15 protein-coding genes are annotated in these 13,805 nt (G+C 48.2%); 7 read left to right on the top strand and 8 right to left on the bottom strand.

The genetic code is table 11. The annotated features are described in order from the left end of the window. Positions 1-11 precede the first annotated feature (11 nt). Entirely contained in the window at positions 12-254 is a 243-nt protein-coding gene (locus ACJJIZ_RS09855; RefSeq protein WP_444916030.1) for a hypothetical protein, read from the top strand. A gap of 113 nt (positions 255-367) precedes the next feature. Here ACJJIZ_RS09855 and ACJJIZ_RS09850 read toward each other — a convergent pair whose 3' ends face one another. The 3 genes from ACJJIZ_RS09850 to djlA all read right to left on the bottom strand — a co-directional run bounded on the left by ACJJIZ_RS09850 (position 368) and on the right by djlA (position 2,784). After that, on the bottom strand, positions 368-1,213 hold the full coding sequence (locus ACJJIZ_RS09850; protein ID WP_444916029.1) for an OmpW/AlkL family protein: 846 nt from the start codon (positions 1,211-1,213) through the stop codon (positions 368-370). A gap of 430 nt (positions 1,214-1,643) precedes the next feature. Then, on the bottom strand, positions 1,644-1,952 hold the full coding sequence (locus ACJJIZ_RS09845; protein ID WP_444905860.1) for a BolA family protein: 309 nt from the start codon (positions 1,950-1,952) through the stop codon (positions 1,644-1,646). 46 nt (positions 1,953-1,998) lie between these two features. Next, positions 1,999-2,784, bottom strand: coding sequence for a co-chaperone DjlA (gene djlA, locus ACJJIZ_RS09840; protein ID WP_444916028.1), 786 nt, complete (start codon positions 2,782-2,784; stop codon positions 1,999-2,001). Positions 2,785-3,020: 236 nt separating this feature from the next. Here djlA and ACJJIZ_RS09835 point away from each other — a divergent pair, with 236 nt between their 5' ends. The 3 genes from ACJJIZ_RS09835 (at position 3,021) to ACJJIZ_RS09825 (ending at position 5,816) form a co-directional block, all read left to right on the top strand. Beyond that, positions 3,021-3,626 carry a hypothetical protein gene (locus tag ACJJIZ_RS09835; RefSeq protein WP_444916027.1) on the top strand — a complete coding sequence of 202 codons (606 nt, stop codon included), beginning with the start codon at positions 3,021-3,023 and terminating at the stop codon, positions 3,624-3,626. 403 nt (positions 3,627-4,029) lie between these two features. Continuing rightward, positions 4,030-5,448: an allophanate hydrolase gene (gene atzF / locus ACJJIZ_RS09830; RefSeq protein WP_444916026.1), complete on the top strand. Its 1,419-nt coding sequence runs from the start codon at positions 4,030-4,032 to the stop codon at positions 5,446-5,448. After that, positions 5,373-5,816: an allophanate hydrolase-related protein gene (locus ACJJIZ_RS09825; RefSeq protein WP_444916202.1), complete on the top strand. Its 444-nt coding sequence runs from the start codon at positions 5,373-5,375 to the stop codon at positions 5,814-5,816. Before atzF ends, ACJJIZ_RS09825 begins: the two co-directional genes overlap by 76 nt. Here ACJJIZ_RS09825 and ACJJIZ_RS09820 read toward each other — a convergent pair. After that, the gene (locus ACJJIZ_RS09820; protein WP_444916025.1) at positions 5,743-6,624 is read right to left on the bottom strand and encodes a LysR family transcriptional regulator; all 882 of its coding nucleotides are present in this window, start codon (positions 6,622-6,624) and stop codon (positions 5,743-5,745) included. The two genes, ACJJIZ_RS09825 and ACJJIZ_RS09820, sit on opposite strands and share 74 nt — an antisense overlap. 193 nt (positions 6,625-6,817) lie before the next feature. On the opposite strand from ACJJIZ_RS09820, the gene ACJJIZ_RS09815 reads away from it, so the two are divergent. Together ACJJIZ_RS09815 and ACJJIZ_RS09810 are read left to right on the top strand one after the other, a co-directional pair. Continuing rightward, a complete protein-coding gene (locus ACJJIZ_RS09815) occupies positions 6,818-7,366 on the top strand; it encodes a hypothetical protein (protein ID WP_444916024.1) in 549 nt (182 codons plus the stop codon). Next, positions 7,367-8,014, top strand: a complete 648-nt coding sequence (locus tag ACJJIZ_RS09810) for a type 1 glutamine amidotransferase (RefSeq protein WP_444916023.1) — start codon at positions 7,367-7,369, stop codon at positions 8,012-8,014. 91 nt (positions 8,015-8,105) lie between these two features. Here the strand turns inward: ACJJIZ_RS09810 and ACJJIZ_RS09805 are convergent, their stop codons facing one another. The 4 genes from ACJJIZ_RS09805 to ACJJIZ_RS09790 all read right to left on the bottom strand — a co-directional run bounded on the left by ACJJIZ_RS09805 (position 8,106) and on the right by ACJJIZ_RS09790 (position 12,234). Further along, positions 8,106-8,552 carry a hypothetical protein gene (locus ACJJIZ_RS09805; RefSeq protein ID WP_444916022.1) on the bottom strand — a complete coding sequence of 149 codons (447 nt, stop codon included), beginning with the start codon at positions 8,550-8,552 and terminating at the stop codon, positions 8,106-8,108. A 265-nt stretch (positions 8,553-8,817) separates the two neighbouring features. Continuing rightward, positions 8,818-10,134, bottom strand: a complete 1,317-nt coding sequence (locus ACJJIZ_RS09800; protein ID WP_444916021.1) for a sodium ion-translocating decarboxylase subunit beta — start codon at positions 10,132-10,134, stop codon at positions 8,818-8,820. Positions 10,135-10,153: 19 nt separating this feature from the next. After that, positions 10,154-11,944: a sodium-extruding oxaloacetate decarboxylase subunit alpha gene (gene oadA, locus ACJJIZ_RS09795; RefSeq protein ID WP_444916020.1), complete on the bottom strand. Its 1,791-nt coding sequence runs from the start codon at positions 11,942-11,944 to the stop codon at positions 10,154-10,156. Between the two features lie 53 nt (positions 11,945-11,997). Next, the gene (locus ACJJIZ_RS09790) at positions 11,998-12,234 is read right to left on the bottom strand and encodes an OadG family protein (protein ID WP_282933580.1); all 237 of its coding nucleotides are present in this window, start codon (positions 12,232-12,234) and stop codon (positions 11,998-12,000) included. Between the two features lie 565 nt (positions 12,235-12,799). Here ACJJIZ_RS09790 and ACJJIZ_RS09785 point away from each other — a divergent pair. Next, complete coding sequence (locus ACJJIZ_RS09785) at positions 12,800-13,804, top strand: tRNA dihydrouridine synthase (protein ID WP_444916019.1); 1,005 nt, start codon at positions 12,800-12,802, stop codon at positions 13,802-13,804. The last annotated feature ends 1 nt before the right edge of the window (position 13,805 follow it).

Genomic DNA, 13,805 nt, shown 5'->3' with positions numbered 1-13,805 from the left:
GAACAACCATTATGAAAACCACAGGTCTCGCCATTATCTTTGTTGCTGCACTGACCGCTACCAATCAGGTAGCAGCACAACAGGATGCATCATTTAAGAAATGTAAAAAGTGGCAAAAAAAAATTGAACACTTCCGCGAAGAAAGAAAAGATGGCGGATCGGGAGAGCAGATGGAGAAATGGAAAGACAAGATAAAAAAATTGAGAGAGAAATTTAAAGAATACAATTGCGATCAATATAAGCACAACTTGTAATCAAGGATTGGCAACTGCAGCATCCAAGAAAGGTTAAACGCCTTCCCCTTAATATCAGATGACCGTTAAATAAAAAAGGGCGCCAAAGCGCCCTTTTTTAGCTACATGATCGATTACCAGTGGAAATCAAACTTGTAGCCTACACCAATGTTGAATGACCAGGGGTCGAAAAGATAATCACCACCAAATCTGTGGCGATAGAACTCATTGTCATCATCGGTATCGAACCAGAAGACGTCTGCCTCAATATCGGTATCTACATCATAGTAAATAGCGGCAAGGTTAATTAGCCAGCTACTATCATGACCGAAATTAAAGTCGACACCAATTTGCCAAGTGTAACCCCAGTTGTCACCCAGATTTACACGGCCATCCCAAGGCCGGAACACTTCAACATCATCAACATCATCCCACCAGCCCCAATTCCTCAGGCGCTCATCGGTAAAGTCGGTATAGTTAATACCCACTCCCATATAAGGCTGAACCATGCAGCTAGGGTCTAACGGATAATAATTCAGATAAGCAGCTGTGATTTGAGGCTTCCATCTAGCGAAATCACGTCGACGATGGAATTCATCAAAGTCCGGGTTAAAACGACGTAGCCAGGGCCGGTTATCTCCTCCTGTGTGGCGGTCACCCTCAGTGTAACTCAGGGATACACTCATATGGTCGGTGGCCCGCCACTCTACATTGATAAACCAGCCCCACTCATCACTGGGATCAACGTTGGAGCGGAATGCACCCCAATCGTCAATAAAGTCATCTGGCCCCTCGAAGAACCTGTCAGCAAACGTGACATTATCCGAATTGGGCGAGATATAGGCCCCACCAATTCGAACCTTAAACTCCTGGGTCTTTGGTGGGGGGGGGGCATAGCCAGCCGGTCCTGCCGAAGCGACACTAGAGATTGCTAAGGCGAGGGGCGTCATAACGGGGATCAGAATACGCGTCATCTTCATTTGTGGTAACTCCATTGATATTCAGCAGATCAAACAGCAATCAGCCCAATCAATGGTCAGTCTAGTCGCACGAAGTAACAGGTGTAGAAAAAACAAACAAATGTTGGCGTGTAAAAAAGTATTTATTGTTTTCTGGCACTTAAACCGCTTTTTGGCGTTTAATTTTCCCGAACAAAGTATGATTTTTAAAATGGATAGGCGCCTCTTGGAATTCTAGCGGCCACCAGAGCAAGAGAGATATGAAGAGATCTAAATTATTAAACAAAAAATAGACGCCATTTCACCACTGATTCTTACAACCAGCAAAAGCTTATGAGGGCTTTCGTGACGCAAAAAGAAACTGAAATTTTTTTGAATGGCTGCTTACATGAAAAACGCGACAGGCCCCAGAACTGGAACCTGTTTGAGTTGTTTTAAATAAAGCGCTGAATTACGACTTTTTTCCACCACCCTGGCATTCAGGACTCTGAGGGGCCTGTCCCTCCCACTCTTCCGGGCTGTAAGTGTGCAGAGCCAGAGCATGTATTGGGCCAGCCATTTCTTCAGACAAAGCCGCATAGACTTTTTGATGGCGCTGCACTTTCCTTGCCGAATTAAACGCCTCACTCACCAAAACGACCCGAAAGTGCATTTCAGAGCCAACAGGCACATTGTGCATATGACTTTCGCATTGCACTTCAATATGCTGAGGGGAAAATTCCGCAGTCAGTTTATGTTTAATTGTCTCAGCAAGACTCATCTATCAACTCCTTTATTTGCTATACAGCAAGGCTACTTTCCAGAACCTAGCTGACAACCTTAGCCTGTTGCTTTCTCGCCTCCACAATCGCTTCATAGGCAACAGTAATACTTTTCATCTGATCATCAGCATGACGCATAAACTCTTCAGGCAACCCCTTGGAAGCAATTTTATCGGGATGATACTCTGCTGCTTTTCTGCGATAAGCTAATTTAAGCTCTTTATCGCTGGTCTCCGGGGTACAACCCAACACTGCGTAATGCTGCTCCAGATTTGCAGCCGTACTCCTCCCCCCGTGCACAAACTCATTTTGCATTGCCGCAAATAAAGATTCATGCAACCCAAGATCAACAGTGATGCGTTTTAAAATTTCTTCTTCTGCGCTATGTAATTCACCATCGGCATAAGCAACAGCAAATAATAGGCGATACACCATTTCCCGCATTGCTTGATCGCGAACCAGCTGGCGATACTGTTTTGCGTAATCGTAAATGCTGTACTTATCAGTCTTGGCATTTTCAAAAATACGGATTGCATGCTTGCGCTCCTCAGTGCCCAGACGGAGGTTGTTTCTAATAAAGCCCTCTATAAACTCCACTTCAGCTTTAGAAACCAGGCCATCTGCCTTAGCCATTTTTGCCAACATCGAAAATAGAGTCACAATGAAGATTGTCTGGGCTCCATCCCTGCTCAGAGCCGAAGCAGCCTTCCCGAGGCGCTGCTGCAAACTGGAACCAAATGAACTGCCGATCCAGGCTCCCAATGCCGCACCAATTGGGCCGCCAAACATAAAACCAAAGCCTGCACCTAACCCCGCCCCTAACCAGGACATACACTCTCCTAGACGCTAAAAGTCGCGCCCGCTATATAAGAATCAAACAAGTAAAACGCGCCTATCATACCACGTACTACGGCGCCTTAATCCCCAAATATGAATCGCTGGTCACAACCCAATAGAAATGAACCCGCCAGGTCTATCTTTTGACGCGGCAATCAATCTCGAAACTATCACTAGTCCTCAGGCCCAATTATGTTTGAGAGTGAAAATCGAACTTAAAGGCAAGCCGAATGAAAATGCGGCCAGACACAGCTCTCTTTCACCCCCTATTGGCTTTGTGTGCCATAGCACTCCTCACGTTAACCGGTTGCGATCAACATCGAGGTGCATCCCAGCAAGAGGAGGCCAGCAGCACTCCAGGGCACCAGGACTGGGAAACTATCGTAGAGATCCTTCTGCATCCCCGCTGCCTCAATTGCCACCAGTTGGAAATGCCACTTATAAATGAAGGGTCTCCCCATGTTCCAAGAGTGGAGCGCGGTCCAGATAATATGGGGGCAGGTACCATGCGTTGCAATAACTGCCATTCAAATAAAAACAACCCTGTTACCGGTGCGCCTGGAGCTCCAGGGTGGGTTATGGCACCCATTGAGTTGAACTGGTCACAAAAATCCTCGGCTCAAATCTGCAAACTGCTAACTACTCCCCAGGACAACGGCGGGCGAGCACCAACCAGTCAACTGGAGTTTGTCAGTACCAGCCCACTGGTATTGTGGGGATGGCACCCCGGAAACAGCCGCCAGCCGGTAAATATCCCCCACGACAAGTTCATTGAAGCAATGAAAGGCTGGATTGCAGCAGGGACACCCTGCCCACCAGAGAGGGCATCAAACTAATTATGTATTTGCTAAATCTAAAATTATGCGGTTTACAGTGAGATGAAAATTCTTGAAAAAATATAATCTTAGCAATAAAAACATCGAAATAAATAACAGTTCGGTATCTAGGGAGCCTCTGAATAACTCCGTAATGCCTCTGCGGGTCTTGAAGGCTGCAGATGTTAGGCGCAGCTCGCCGCGAATGGCCGTAGCCCTTTGCAAGAGCTGCAACGCAGCAGCTGTGGCCTTCAAGGCCCGCCCTTCGGGGCTTGCAGAGCGATTCACACTCCGCGTTGCGACTTCTTGAAAGGTCTAGACATTCCTGCGAAGCCGCGCCTTGACTGTGAACCGCTCTGCATGCCAGAGGTATCACGGAGTTATTCAGAGGCTCCCTAGTTGAAGATATTCTCGGAACCCTTTTATGGCCCACGATTTAACGCTAGACCATCTAAGAAACACCTACTCTCAAGGTATTACAACACCACGTGAACTCATTGCCAGTCTATTAAAGCAAGCACAGCAGCAAGCCAATTATAACGCCTGGATCACCTTATTAACGCGAGAAGAGCTAGAGCCCTATCTAGAAGCATTGGGCCGAGTAAGGCCCAGCGATCTGCCCTTATACGGGGTGCCCTTTGCTATCAAGGATAATATTGATCTTGCTGGAGTACCTACAACAGCAGCCTGCCCAGACTTCAGCTATATCCCTCGCGAAAGCGCATTTGTTGTAAAGCTATTGATTGAAGCAGGAGCCGTGCCGCTCGGCAAAACCAATCTCGATCAATTCGCCACCGGTCTAGTCGGTGTTCGCTCCCCTTACGGAGAAGGTAAAAACTCTTTTAACCAGGAGTATATTTCTGGCGGGAGCAGTGCGGGATCAGCTATTGCCACAGCACTTGGGCAAGTCAGTTTTGCTTTGGGAACAGATACTGCTGGTTCTGGTCGGGTACCTGCGGCACTCAATAATTTAATAGGCCACAAGCCCACTCGGGGACTGCTGAGCACTACAGGGGTTGTCCCCGCCTGTAAAAGTCTCGACTGCGTGTCAATATTCGCCCTAAATTGTCAAGATGCCGCCAAGCTACTTGATATTACGGCGAAGTTTGATTCAGCCGACATCTATAGCCGTACCACCCCATCTTCAAATAGGCTGCGGTACTTCCAGAAAAGCTTCCCTAACAATAAGATCAGTTTTTCTTTTGGTATACCTGAGCAACTTGATTTTCAAGGGAACAAAGAAACCCAGGCACTCTTTAATCAATCTATCAAAAAATTAAAAGTGCTGGGCGGACGGGCTGTAACTGTAGACTTTAATCCTTTTATAGAAGCGGCAAAGCTACTATACGAAGGTCCTTGGGTAGCCGAGCGCTGGATTGCAACTCAAGGTGTAAAACCGAAATCCATGCTTGAGGTAATCCGGAAGGTTATTAACTCCGCGGAAACAAAAACTGCAGCTGATGCTTTCTTGGGACAATACCGCTTACAAGCACTAAAGAGAATCTGTGATAAAACACTGGAGAATGTCGATTTTATCATTATTCCCACTATACCGACTGTTTACACCCGCCAACAAATATCCGAGCAACCCATTCAAAGAAATTCTATTCTCGGAACCTACACAAATTTTATGAACTTATTGGACTATTCTGCGACCGCAGTACCCGTTGGCTTTCTTAGTTCCGGAATTAGCTGGGGAGTCACTTTGTTTAGCCAGAAACATTGCGATATGTCCCTGCTAAGTTTTTCTAATAGTTTACACCAGGCCTGCAATCTCCCATTGGCTGCTACAGGAGAACGCCCGGGAGAGACATCCAATCAAGACAGCGGCTCTCGCCATTAGCTACACCGGACAAGCTGGTAAAAATTGTAGTCTGTGGTGCACATCTCAAAAAGCAACCTCTCAACTGGCAACTCACTGAGCGGGGAGAACAGTTATATCAGAAAACAACAACCAGTCACCAATACCGACTCTATGTTCTCCCCGAAGAGGAGCGCCCCGCTCTGGTTCGCGATGAATCAGGAGATGGGCAAGCCATCCAGGTGGAAATATGGCAGTTACCAAGCGAATATTTCGGCAGTTTAGTTGCTGCAATACCCTCTATGGAAGCTGGCTTAACTGGCTCCAATCCAAACACTAAGCCCACTCGGCAAATTTACTTAGCCAAGAGGCATTCGTTTTCCTTCCTACTACAAAGAGCTCTTCACTAGATCTTATATCGCCATCCTCCACCCTAACGATTACCCCACCTATTTCAGTTATCAGAGGCTCTGGCAGAAAAGCGAGCAGCCTATTATTTTTTACTAGTTGGCAAAGAACCCCATAATCATTTACAACGACCTGCACCTTGCGAGGATAATTAATTTCTGGCCAGCCATCGCTACCTATCCCCCGCTCTTCACCACAGAAGGGTGATATCCTCGGTGCAGCAAATGGATATTGTAAGATATCTGACAATGAAGCCTTCACCTCAGCCCCCTGCTCCATTATTAAAGAGTGATCAGGCCCCGCAGCAATACACATTGATACTGAACCAAGTGGCCGAGCATCCATTGTGGATGACAACTGCCCCAAGACCGCTCCGGTTATCAGGGCCAGGTCTACCTCCCCCCTGGACAACATCTTCAATGCTAAGGCTTCATAGGCCGATGTAAATGACAACCGCCCCCCTGCTTCCTCACTAATAATTTTGCGGTGGATAAATGTACCCCAAGCTAGTTGCAGCATAGTCGGAGCAGCAATTCGGCACTCCTGATTTCCCTCTAGCTCGCCAACTTCAGAGCGAATTCTTCTGGCAATCGCCACCATCTCAACCGCCCGACTCTGCAGTCTGCGGCCTGCATCATTAATTTTCAGTTGCTTGCCAACTCGATCAAACAGGCGAGTACCCAGCTCTCCCTCCAGCCGTTTTAGGGTTTTACTCAATCCGCCTGGGCTCGTATCCAGCCTGTCTGCGGAGCGCTGCAGGTTCTCCGTCGCAGCAATCACTAGAAACCTCTCAAGTGCTTCTATTTCCATAGTGGAATCAAATGTCTCTATTTTTGAATCGATTATTCACTAGAGTACTCTTAGAATCACCTGCATCCAAGGTCATAGCTACACAAAACCGATGAAAAATATTCTTCTCTTTTTCGCTCTGACAATCAGCTCAAGCGTATGCTCCGCACAACCTTCATTAGCACAAAGTGACAATTCGATCGGAATTCATGGCATGGCCTTGTTTACCGTCGGTGAGCAAGTTATTGCCACACACATGCCACTAAATGGCGGAAAACACAGCCATCAAGTTATTTTGGAATTGGAGACTGATGACCAGGAGGAGGTGCAAAACCTTCTCAAGCGAGACGAGTTAGTCACATTGCTTCCAGAGGAATTTTCTTTACGCGAACTACGCGAGGGGAAACTCAATGTCTTTAACGCCCAATTGTTTACAGGGCATTTTGAACGAGGAGGAAAACTTGCGCTGCAAGCTGTTACTTTCCGGGTAACCTCTCGACTAATGGACAGCCCCCTTACCCGAACAGAAAATGGGCACTACCAATTAATACTTATTAAAAATTACACTTTGCTTGTGCATGAAATTGCATCCACCCCCAGCTTCGACCAAATACTGCTGGTCAGCACCGACCATAATTTTTTCAGCGACATTTATAGCGGCAGTTTAAAACCGCTTTCGAAAGATAGCTGGCCAAAAAGCCTAACTAAAGCTGGCATCCACTATAAGGAAGAACTGTATTTTGAAAATCAGGATTTCCAGTAAATGACCAAACCGATACTGATTATCCAACATGAGAAAACTGAAGGCCCGGGGTATATTTATGACTGGGCTACAGAGAAGCGAATACCGCTTTCTATCATTAACCCTCAGAAATCACCACTTCCTCAAAGCGACTTTAGCGGAGTTATTATCCTTGGTGGGATGATGAACGTTTGTGAGCGCGAAAGGCTCCCCTGGCTTGCCAATGAGATTGCATGGGTAAAAAACTGCATTGAACTTCCGATCCCAATATTGGGCATCTGCCTTGGGGCACAGATTCTTGCATATGCATTGGAAGCAGAGGTCCGCCAGCTTCCTCAAGAGGAAATGGGCTGGCTACCTATAAAGTCTACAACAGCACTGAATTTTAATTTTGAGAATGTGTTCCAGGCACATAGTTATTTCTTTGAAATTCCGGAGGGGGCAAGCTGCTTGGCTGAATCTGATTTGTGCCCTCATCAGGCGTTTATATTTGGCAAAAATGTGTTGGGATTACAATTTCATCTAGAGTGGTCACAAACGGATGTTGCCAAGTTATTTCCCGAACACTTTAAAATCCACGGCTCCCCAGAGGCGCTTCATCGCAAAGGACGTGATTTATTATTTCAGCTGCTTGATGCGCACTTCACACAGTTAAATGTGAGTTTTTGATACTATTGATTGGGTGGGCGGAATTGGGGAGTTCAGCAGGCTTCATAAACTGAATTTCCCCTAACACTCACAAACCAATTCAACAGTTCATCTATTCAGAGCACTTGATCCTTGACTCAGAGCAAAAACCACTGCGTTGGGTGCAGAGTTCAAGTAATTTCCCCTTCGCCTCAATACGGCTAAAGCCATTTGAATGCATGCCTCCCGCCACTGGATCCTTCATATAACAAGCCCACTTTGGACGCTCCTCTACTGGAGCTGACGGTACCAGTTCGGGCTGAGCGTCAATACTCGCCTGCAATTCCAAAATCAAATCTTGAAGCCGATGGACATTTTTTCGCAACCTCATCACTTCTTTTTCTAAGTCACGAACATTTTCAGCTCCAACACCCTGTTTGTGGTCAGAGTGTACTTCTTTACGGAGCTTAACCACCTCTTTCTTTAACTGGCGGACTTCTTCCGCAGTTTGATGATTATCATGTGCAAATACACTAGTGGAGAAAAGAGCAAAAGCAATTAAGAATGGCAAACTACGCATTGGGGTTACTTCCTAATGAATTTTTATTCCAGTAAACATTTTGGGAGGAATATAGCGCAACTAACCTTAACTCAAAATGAATTCTATCGATGGAGATGCTCTGTTGACCGGATTAACATACCTACTCCGCTATGACTGCCTCTTCACATTATTTAAATCAGAAGGATCTGTTTTAACCAGCAAAAGCGGACAAAATGCATTTGTTTTAGGTCAACAAAAAAGGGCGAACACTGTTCGCCCTCTCTTCCAAAGCCATGGATTTTGATTACCCGCCAGTAAGGCTCCGCACCATACTGATCATCACACCCGCAGCCACCGCAGAACCGATAACACCGGCTACGTTGGGGCCCATTGCGTGCATCAACAGGAAGTTGTGAGGATTGGATTCGAGTCCCACTTTGTTGGACACCCGCGCAGCCATAGGTACGGCAGAAACACCGGCAGAACCAATCAATGGGTTAATCTTGTGCTTGCTGAATACATTGATCAACTTAGCCATCAACACGCCAGCCGCAGTGCCGATCGCAAACGCCACAATACCCAAAGCCAAAATACCCAGGGTTTTAGGATCGAGGAATTTGTCTGCCGCCAATTTCGAACCAACGGAAAGTCCCAGGAAAATAGTGGTGATATTGATCAGCGCGTTCTGAGCGGTGTCCGACAATCGGGAAACGACTCCGCACTCACGCATCAAGTTACCAAAGCAGAACATACCCAACAGCGGTGCAGCAGCTGGCAGGAACAGGGCCACCAAAATCAGCAGCAACATCGGGAAGGCAATTTTTTCCCGCTTGCTCACATGACGCAATTGCACCATTTCAATTTTGCGTTCCTGCTCAGTGGTCAGGGCTCGCATAATCGGCGGCTGAATCATAGGCACTAGCGCCATATACGAATAAGCTGCTACAGCAATAGCCCCCAACAGGTCCGGGGCCAATAGGCTGGAAACATAGATAGCTGTGGGACCATCTGCTCCACCGATAATACCGATCGCAGCGGCATCGGCGATTGAGAAGTCCATGATTCCCGCTACCGAGAGACCCACAGCACCGAGCACCGTGGCAAAGATCCCAAACTGGGCCGCTGCACCGAGGAACAAGGTGCGCGGATTGGCTAGTAGCGGACCAAAGTCGGTCATAGCTCCTACGCCCATAAAAATTACCAACGGCGCAATGCCGGAAGCAATAGCTACGGAATAGAAGTTATACAGCATACCGTTATTGAAACCGGCATCCCGGGCAAACTCAGCTGCTTGTACCTGCACGGCTGCCGGCGCACTGGCCAGAGCTTCCTTTAGCGCGGGTAAAGCTGAAGTACTATCAAGGCCCAGGATCTGGGCCATTTGCGCCAAAACAGCTCCATTTCCCTGGGTAAGGGCTGTCTCTGCGGCTGAGAGTGCCAAATCGGCACCAGGAATATTGGCCAGGATTCCGCCAAAACCAATAGGCACCAAAAGCAGGGGCTCAAAGTTTTTGCGAATGGCCAAAAACAGCAGGCCCAGGCCCACCAAAATCATAATGAACTGGCCCGATGCCATCTGCGCGACACCGGAGGAATGCCAAAGAGTAATCAGATTATCCACGTGTGACTCCTACCTTTGGCTATGCAATAGACAGCAGGGCATCACCCACCGCCACTGAATCGCCTTCTTTTACTGCCACACTGGCGACGTTACCGGCACGAGGGGCACTCACCACAGTTTCCATCTTCATCGCTTCCAGTACTAACACCGCCTGACCTTCGCTCACCTGGTCCCCAGGCTTCACCATTACTTTGAAGATATTTCCAGCGAGAGGCGCATTAACCGGCTCACCGCCGGTGGCGGGCACGGAAGGTGCACCAGCTGCTGGTGCAGAAGCACTACCAGACACCGGAGCAATATTGGTTAAGTCGCCACCATCGGCCACAGTGACGGTGTAGCTCTGTCCCTCTACAGTCACGGTGTAAACTTCTTCACCTTTGTCGTTCTTGACTGCAGCACCTTCATTACCGGTAGGTACTGGCTCGAAAGCTTCTGGATTACCACGGTTTTTCAGGAACTTCAGGCCAATCTGCGGGAAGAGTGCATAGGTAAGCACATCGTCGATCTCCCCCTCACCATCGGTCAAGACTACATCCTGTTCACCGGTTTTCTCTTGAAGCTCCAGAGTCAATTTGTCCAACTCCGGTGCCAATAGGTCCGCCGGACGGCAAGTAACCGGATTAGCGCCATCAAGCACCCGGACTTGCAGCTCCTGGTTAACTTCAGCAGGCGTCGCACCGTACTCACCTTTCAAGACTCCGGCAGTCTCTTTAGAGATCGACTTGTAACGCTCTCCAGTCAGGACATTGAGCACCGCCTGGGTACCCACAATCTGGGAGGTGGGGGTAACCAGCGGGATAAAGCCCAGGTCTTCACGCACCCGCGGGATTTCCTCTAGCACATCATCCAAGCGATCCCCGGCGCCCTGTTCGCGCAGCTGGCTCTCCATATTGGTGAGCATGCCACCCGGCACCTGGGCCACCAGGATGCGGGAGTCCACGCCTTTCAAGGAGCCCTCAAACTTCGCGTATTTCTTGCGGACGTTACGGAAGTAAGCCGCAATTTCTTCCAGCAGGTTAATATCCAGCCCGGTGTCCCGCTCAGTGCCTTCCAAAATGGCCACCAACGCTTCGGTTGGGCTGTGACCATAGGTCATGGACATAGAGCTGATCGCGGTGTCCACGTTGTCGATACCCGCCTCGATACACTTGAGAGCGGTAGCCGTAGATAAACCGGTAGTAGCGTGGCACTGCATATGGATGGGGATGTCCACGGCGGCCTTCAAACGTTTCACCAGCTCGTACCCCTCATAGGGGCGCAGTAGACCGGCCATGTCCTTGATCGCAATGGAGTCTGCTCCCATATCCTCGATCTGGCGCCCCAGATCCACCCACAAGTCCATGGTGTGTACTGGGCTCACGGTATAGGAGATGGTGCCCTGAGCGTGTTTCTCTTGTTTCTTCACCGCAGCCAGTGCGGTTTTCAGGTTGCGCATATCGTTCATCGCGTCGAACACGCGGAACACGTCTACCCCATTGACTGCAGCGCGCTCTACAAACTTCTCAACCACGTCATCCGCATAGTGGCGGTAGCCGAGAATATTCTGTCCCCTAAACAGCATCTGTTGAGGCGTGTTCGGCATAGCTTTCTTCAGTTCGCGAATACGCTCCCAGGGATCTTCGCCGAGATAGCGAATGCAGGAGTCGAAAGTGGCGCCCCCCCAGGACTCCAGGGACCAGAAGCCAACTTTATCGAGCTTCTCAGCAATCGGCAGCATATCGTCCAGTCGCAGTCGGGTAGCGAACAGTGACTGGTGGGCATCGCGCAGGACTACATCGGTAATCCCCAATGGCTTTTTAACCTCAGTCATGGGTTATCTCTCTCGGCAGAAATTATTGGAAATTGTTTGGAAGCGATTGGCGGTTAGCGTCTTTTGCGATGCTGTTCGATCGCAGCTTTAATCACCGCATGTAAATGGGCCTTATCATTCCCAGCGGTTGGGGAAGGCGCGTGGGATACGGGCTCCGCTTCGGGGAAATAGCGGGAGATGACTCTCGACATAATACCGGTACCGATCACCAGCAATAGCAGAAAAGTAAAAACAATTCCCATACCAAACAGGGTGATATCTAGCCCCTGTTGCAAAAGTGTTTCTTGCACTGTTTATTCCCCCTGGCACCAGGCAATAAAACCAGCCATTCCGGACGGTTTCGTCTGTGCCCGTAACACTATGAATTTACGTATCTATTTATTCAGGACAGCTGAAACACCCCAATTGATATTTTGTGCGTATGTAAAATCTTCGCTCACAATTAAACAAATTTATGTCGTACAACCAATAAACTTGCCCGGGAAAATCTCACTTAGCCCAGCCGTCCCAAATTTCTGCACATCGGAATCTTATTCCCTAGACCGGTAATTTCAACCGCCGCTGCACCTGATCCTCCCCCAAAAAGAGCGGGCACACAGGAAAAAATTCGTTAGTTCCAAAATGCTGATATTTTTCTATTATCAATACAAGTTGCTTTTAAAATCAAACACTTATTGGTTTCAGGGGCAACGGAGGGGTCTAAATTACCACGCCCAATTTTGGTGCGAAACATCAATAGGCTGAGTTTATTTCTCCTACTTTTATACACTGAAGAATGATCGTTTTTGCGCCATTACAATAACTTGCTGATAGAATATGCGCCTTTAGATTTATGATTTACCTCTCAACTGACTTATGACCGACAAGACACCTACCCCAGAACCTACGATTTACCAGGCACCAATGGAGGGGGTAATCGACCATCACGTGCGCGCCCTGCTCTCCGCCATTGGAGGGGTCGATATCTGTGTTACAGAGTTTGTTCGTGTCACTAATACTCGCTTGCCTCGCAGAGTATTCACCCGCTTGTGCCCAGAGGTCGACAAAGGTGCGAAGACCCCAAGCGGGATTCCAGTACGGTTACAGCTGTTAGGCGGCAACCCCAATGCAATGGCAATTAATGCAGTAAAAGCAGTTGAATTCGGTGCTACAGCAATTGATCTCAATTTCGGCTGCCCTGCAAAATCAGTGAATAACAGCGACGGTGGCGCCTGCCTATTGCAAAGCCCTCACAGAGTGGAAGCTATTGTAGGAGCGGTTCGCCGCGCTGTCCCGGAAAACATCCCTGTCACCGCAAAAATCCGACTGGGCTTTAATGATCGCTCTAGCTATATGGATAACGCCCAGGCCGCAGCAGCTGGCGGCGCAAATGAACTGGCAGTACACGCTCGCTCCAAAGTCGATGGCTATAAACCCCCAGCCTACTGGGAATACATCGGTGAAATTCGCCAAAAACTCGAAATCCCAGTCATTGCCAACGGGGATATCTGGACACTTGAGGAATTTCAACGCTGCCGTGAAGTAACCGGATGCCAAGCATTTATGTTTGGTCGCAGCCTGCTAGCCAGGCCAGATTTGGGCAAGCAGATAAAAGCCTACTGCTTAGGTGAGAGCTATACAGCAATGGGCTGGCAAGAGATTATTGAAATTCTTTGGGGTTACTATCAAACCACCCGAGAAGTTTACCCTTCCAAGTATCTGGGCAATCGTATTAAGCAATGGCTCGCTTACTTGAAATTGGCTTTTCCTGAAGCCCAATTGTTCTTTGATAAAATAAAACGTCTCAGGGAGGCAGAAGAGCTTGATAGAGCTTTTTCCGAAGAGCGGAAAATTCAAATAACATCAATTGAGGCAGCCTAAT

The organism is Microbulbifer maximicatervae (SeqCode) (genome assembly GCF_052467225.1).
Note: the sequence above shows the minus strand (reverse complement) of the source record. Positions and strands in the feature narration are given on the sequence as shown.

Excerpts from the sequence above, each read along its gene's own strand:
- ACJJIZ_RS09785 (WP_444916019.1), top strand. The coding sequence starts at position 12,800 with ATGACCGACAAGACACCTACCCCAGAACCTACGATTTACCAGGCACCA.
- ACJJIZ_RS09805 (WP_444916022.1), bottom strand. The coding sequence starts at position 8,552 with ATGCGTAGTTTGCCATTCTTAATTGCTTTTGCTCTTTTCTCCACTAGT.
- ACJJIZ_RS09820 (WP_444916025.1), bottom strand. The coding sequence starts at position 6,624 with ATGGAAATAGAAGCACTTGAGAGGTTTCTAGTGATTGCTGCGACGGAG.
- ACJJIZ_RS09810 (WP_444916023.1), top strand. The coding sequence starts at position 7,367 with ATGACCAAACCGATACTGATTATCCAACATGAGAAAACTGAAGGCCCG.
- ACJJIZ_RS09845 (WP_444905860.1), bottom strand. The coding sequence starts at position 1,952 with ATGAGTCTTGCTGAGACAATTAAACATAAACTGACTGCGGAATTTTCC.
- oadA (WP_444916020.1), bottom strand. The coding sequence starts at position 11,944 with ATGACTGAGGTTAAAAAGCCATTGGGGATTACCGATGTAGTCCTGCGC.
- ACJJIZ_RS09855 (WP_444916030.1), top strand. The coding sequence starts at position 12 with ATGAAAACCACAGGTCTCGCCATTATCTTTGTTGCTGCACTGACCGCT.
- atzF (WP_444916026.1), top strand. The coding sequence starts at position 4,030 with ATGGCCCACGATTTAACGCTAGACCATCTAAGAAACACCTACTCTCAA.
- djlA (WP_444916028.1), bottom strand. The coding sequence starts at position 2,784 with ATGTCCTGGTTAGGGGCGGGGTTAGGTGCAGGCTTTGGTTTTATGTTT.
- ACJJIZ_RS09850 (WP_444916029.1), bottom strand. The coding sequence starts at position 1,213 with ATGAAGATGACGCGTATTCTGATCCCCGTTATGACGCCCCTCGCCTTA.
- ACJJIZ_RS09815 (WP_444916024.1), top strand. The coding sequence starts at position 6,818 with ATGGCCTTGTTTACCGTCGGTGAGCAAGTTATTGCCACACACATGCCA.
- ACJJIZ_RS09835 (WP_444916027.1), top strand. The coding sequence starts at position 3,021 with ATGAAAATGCGGCCAGACACAGCTCTCTTTCACCCCCTATTGGCTTTG.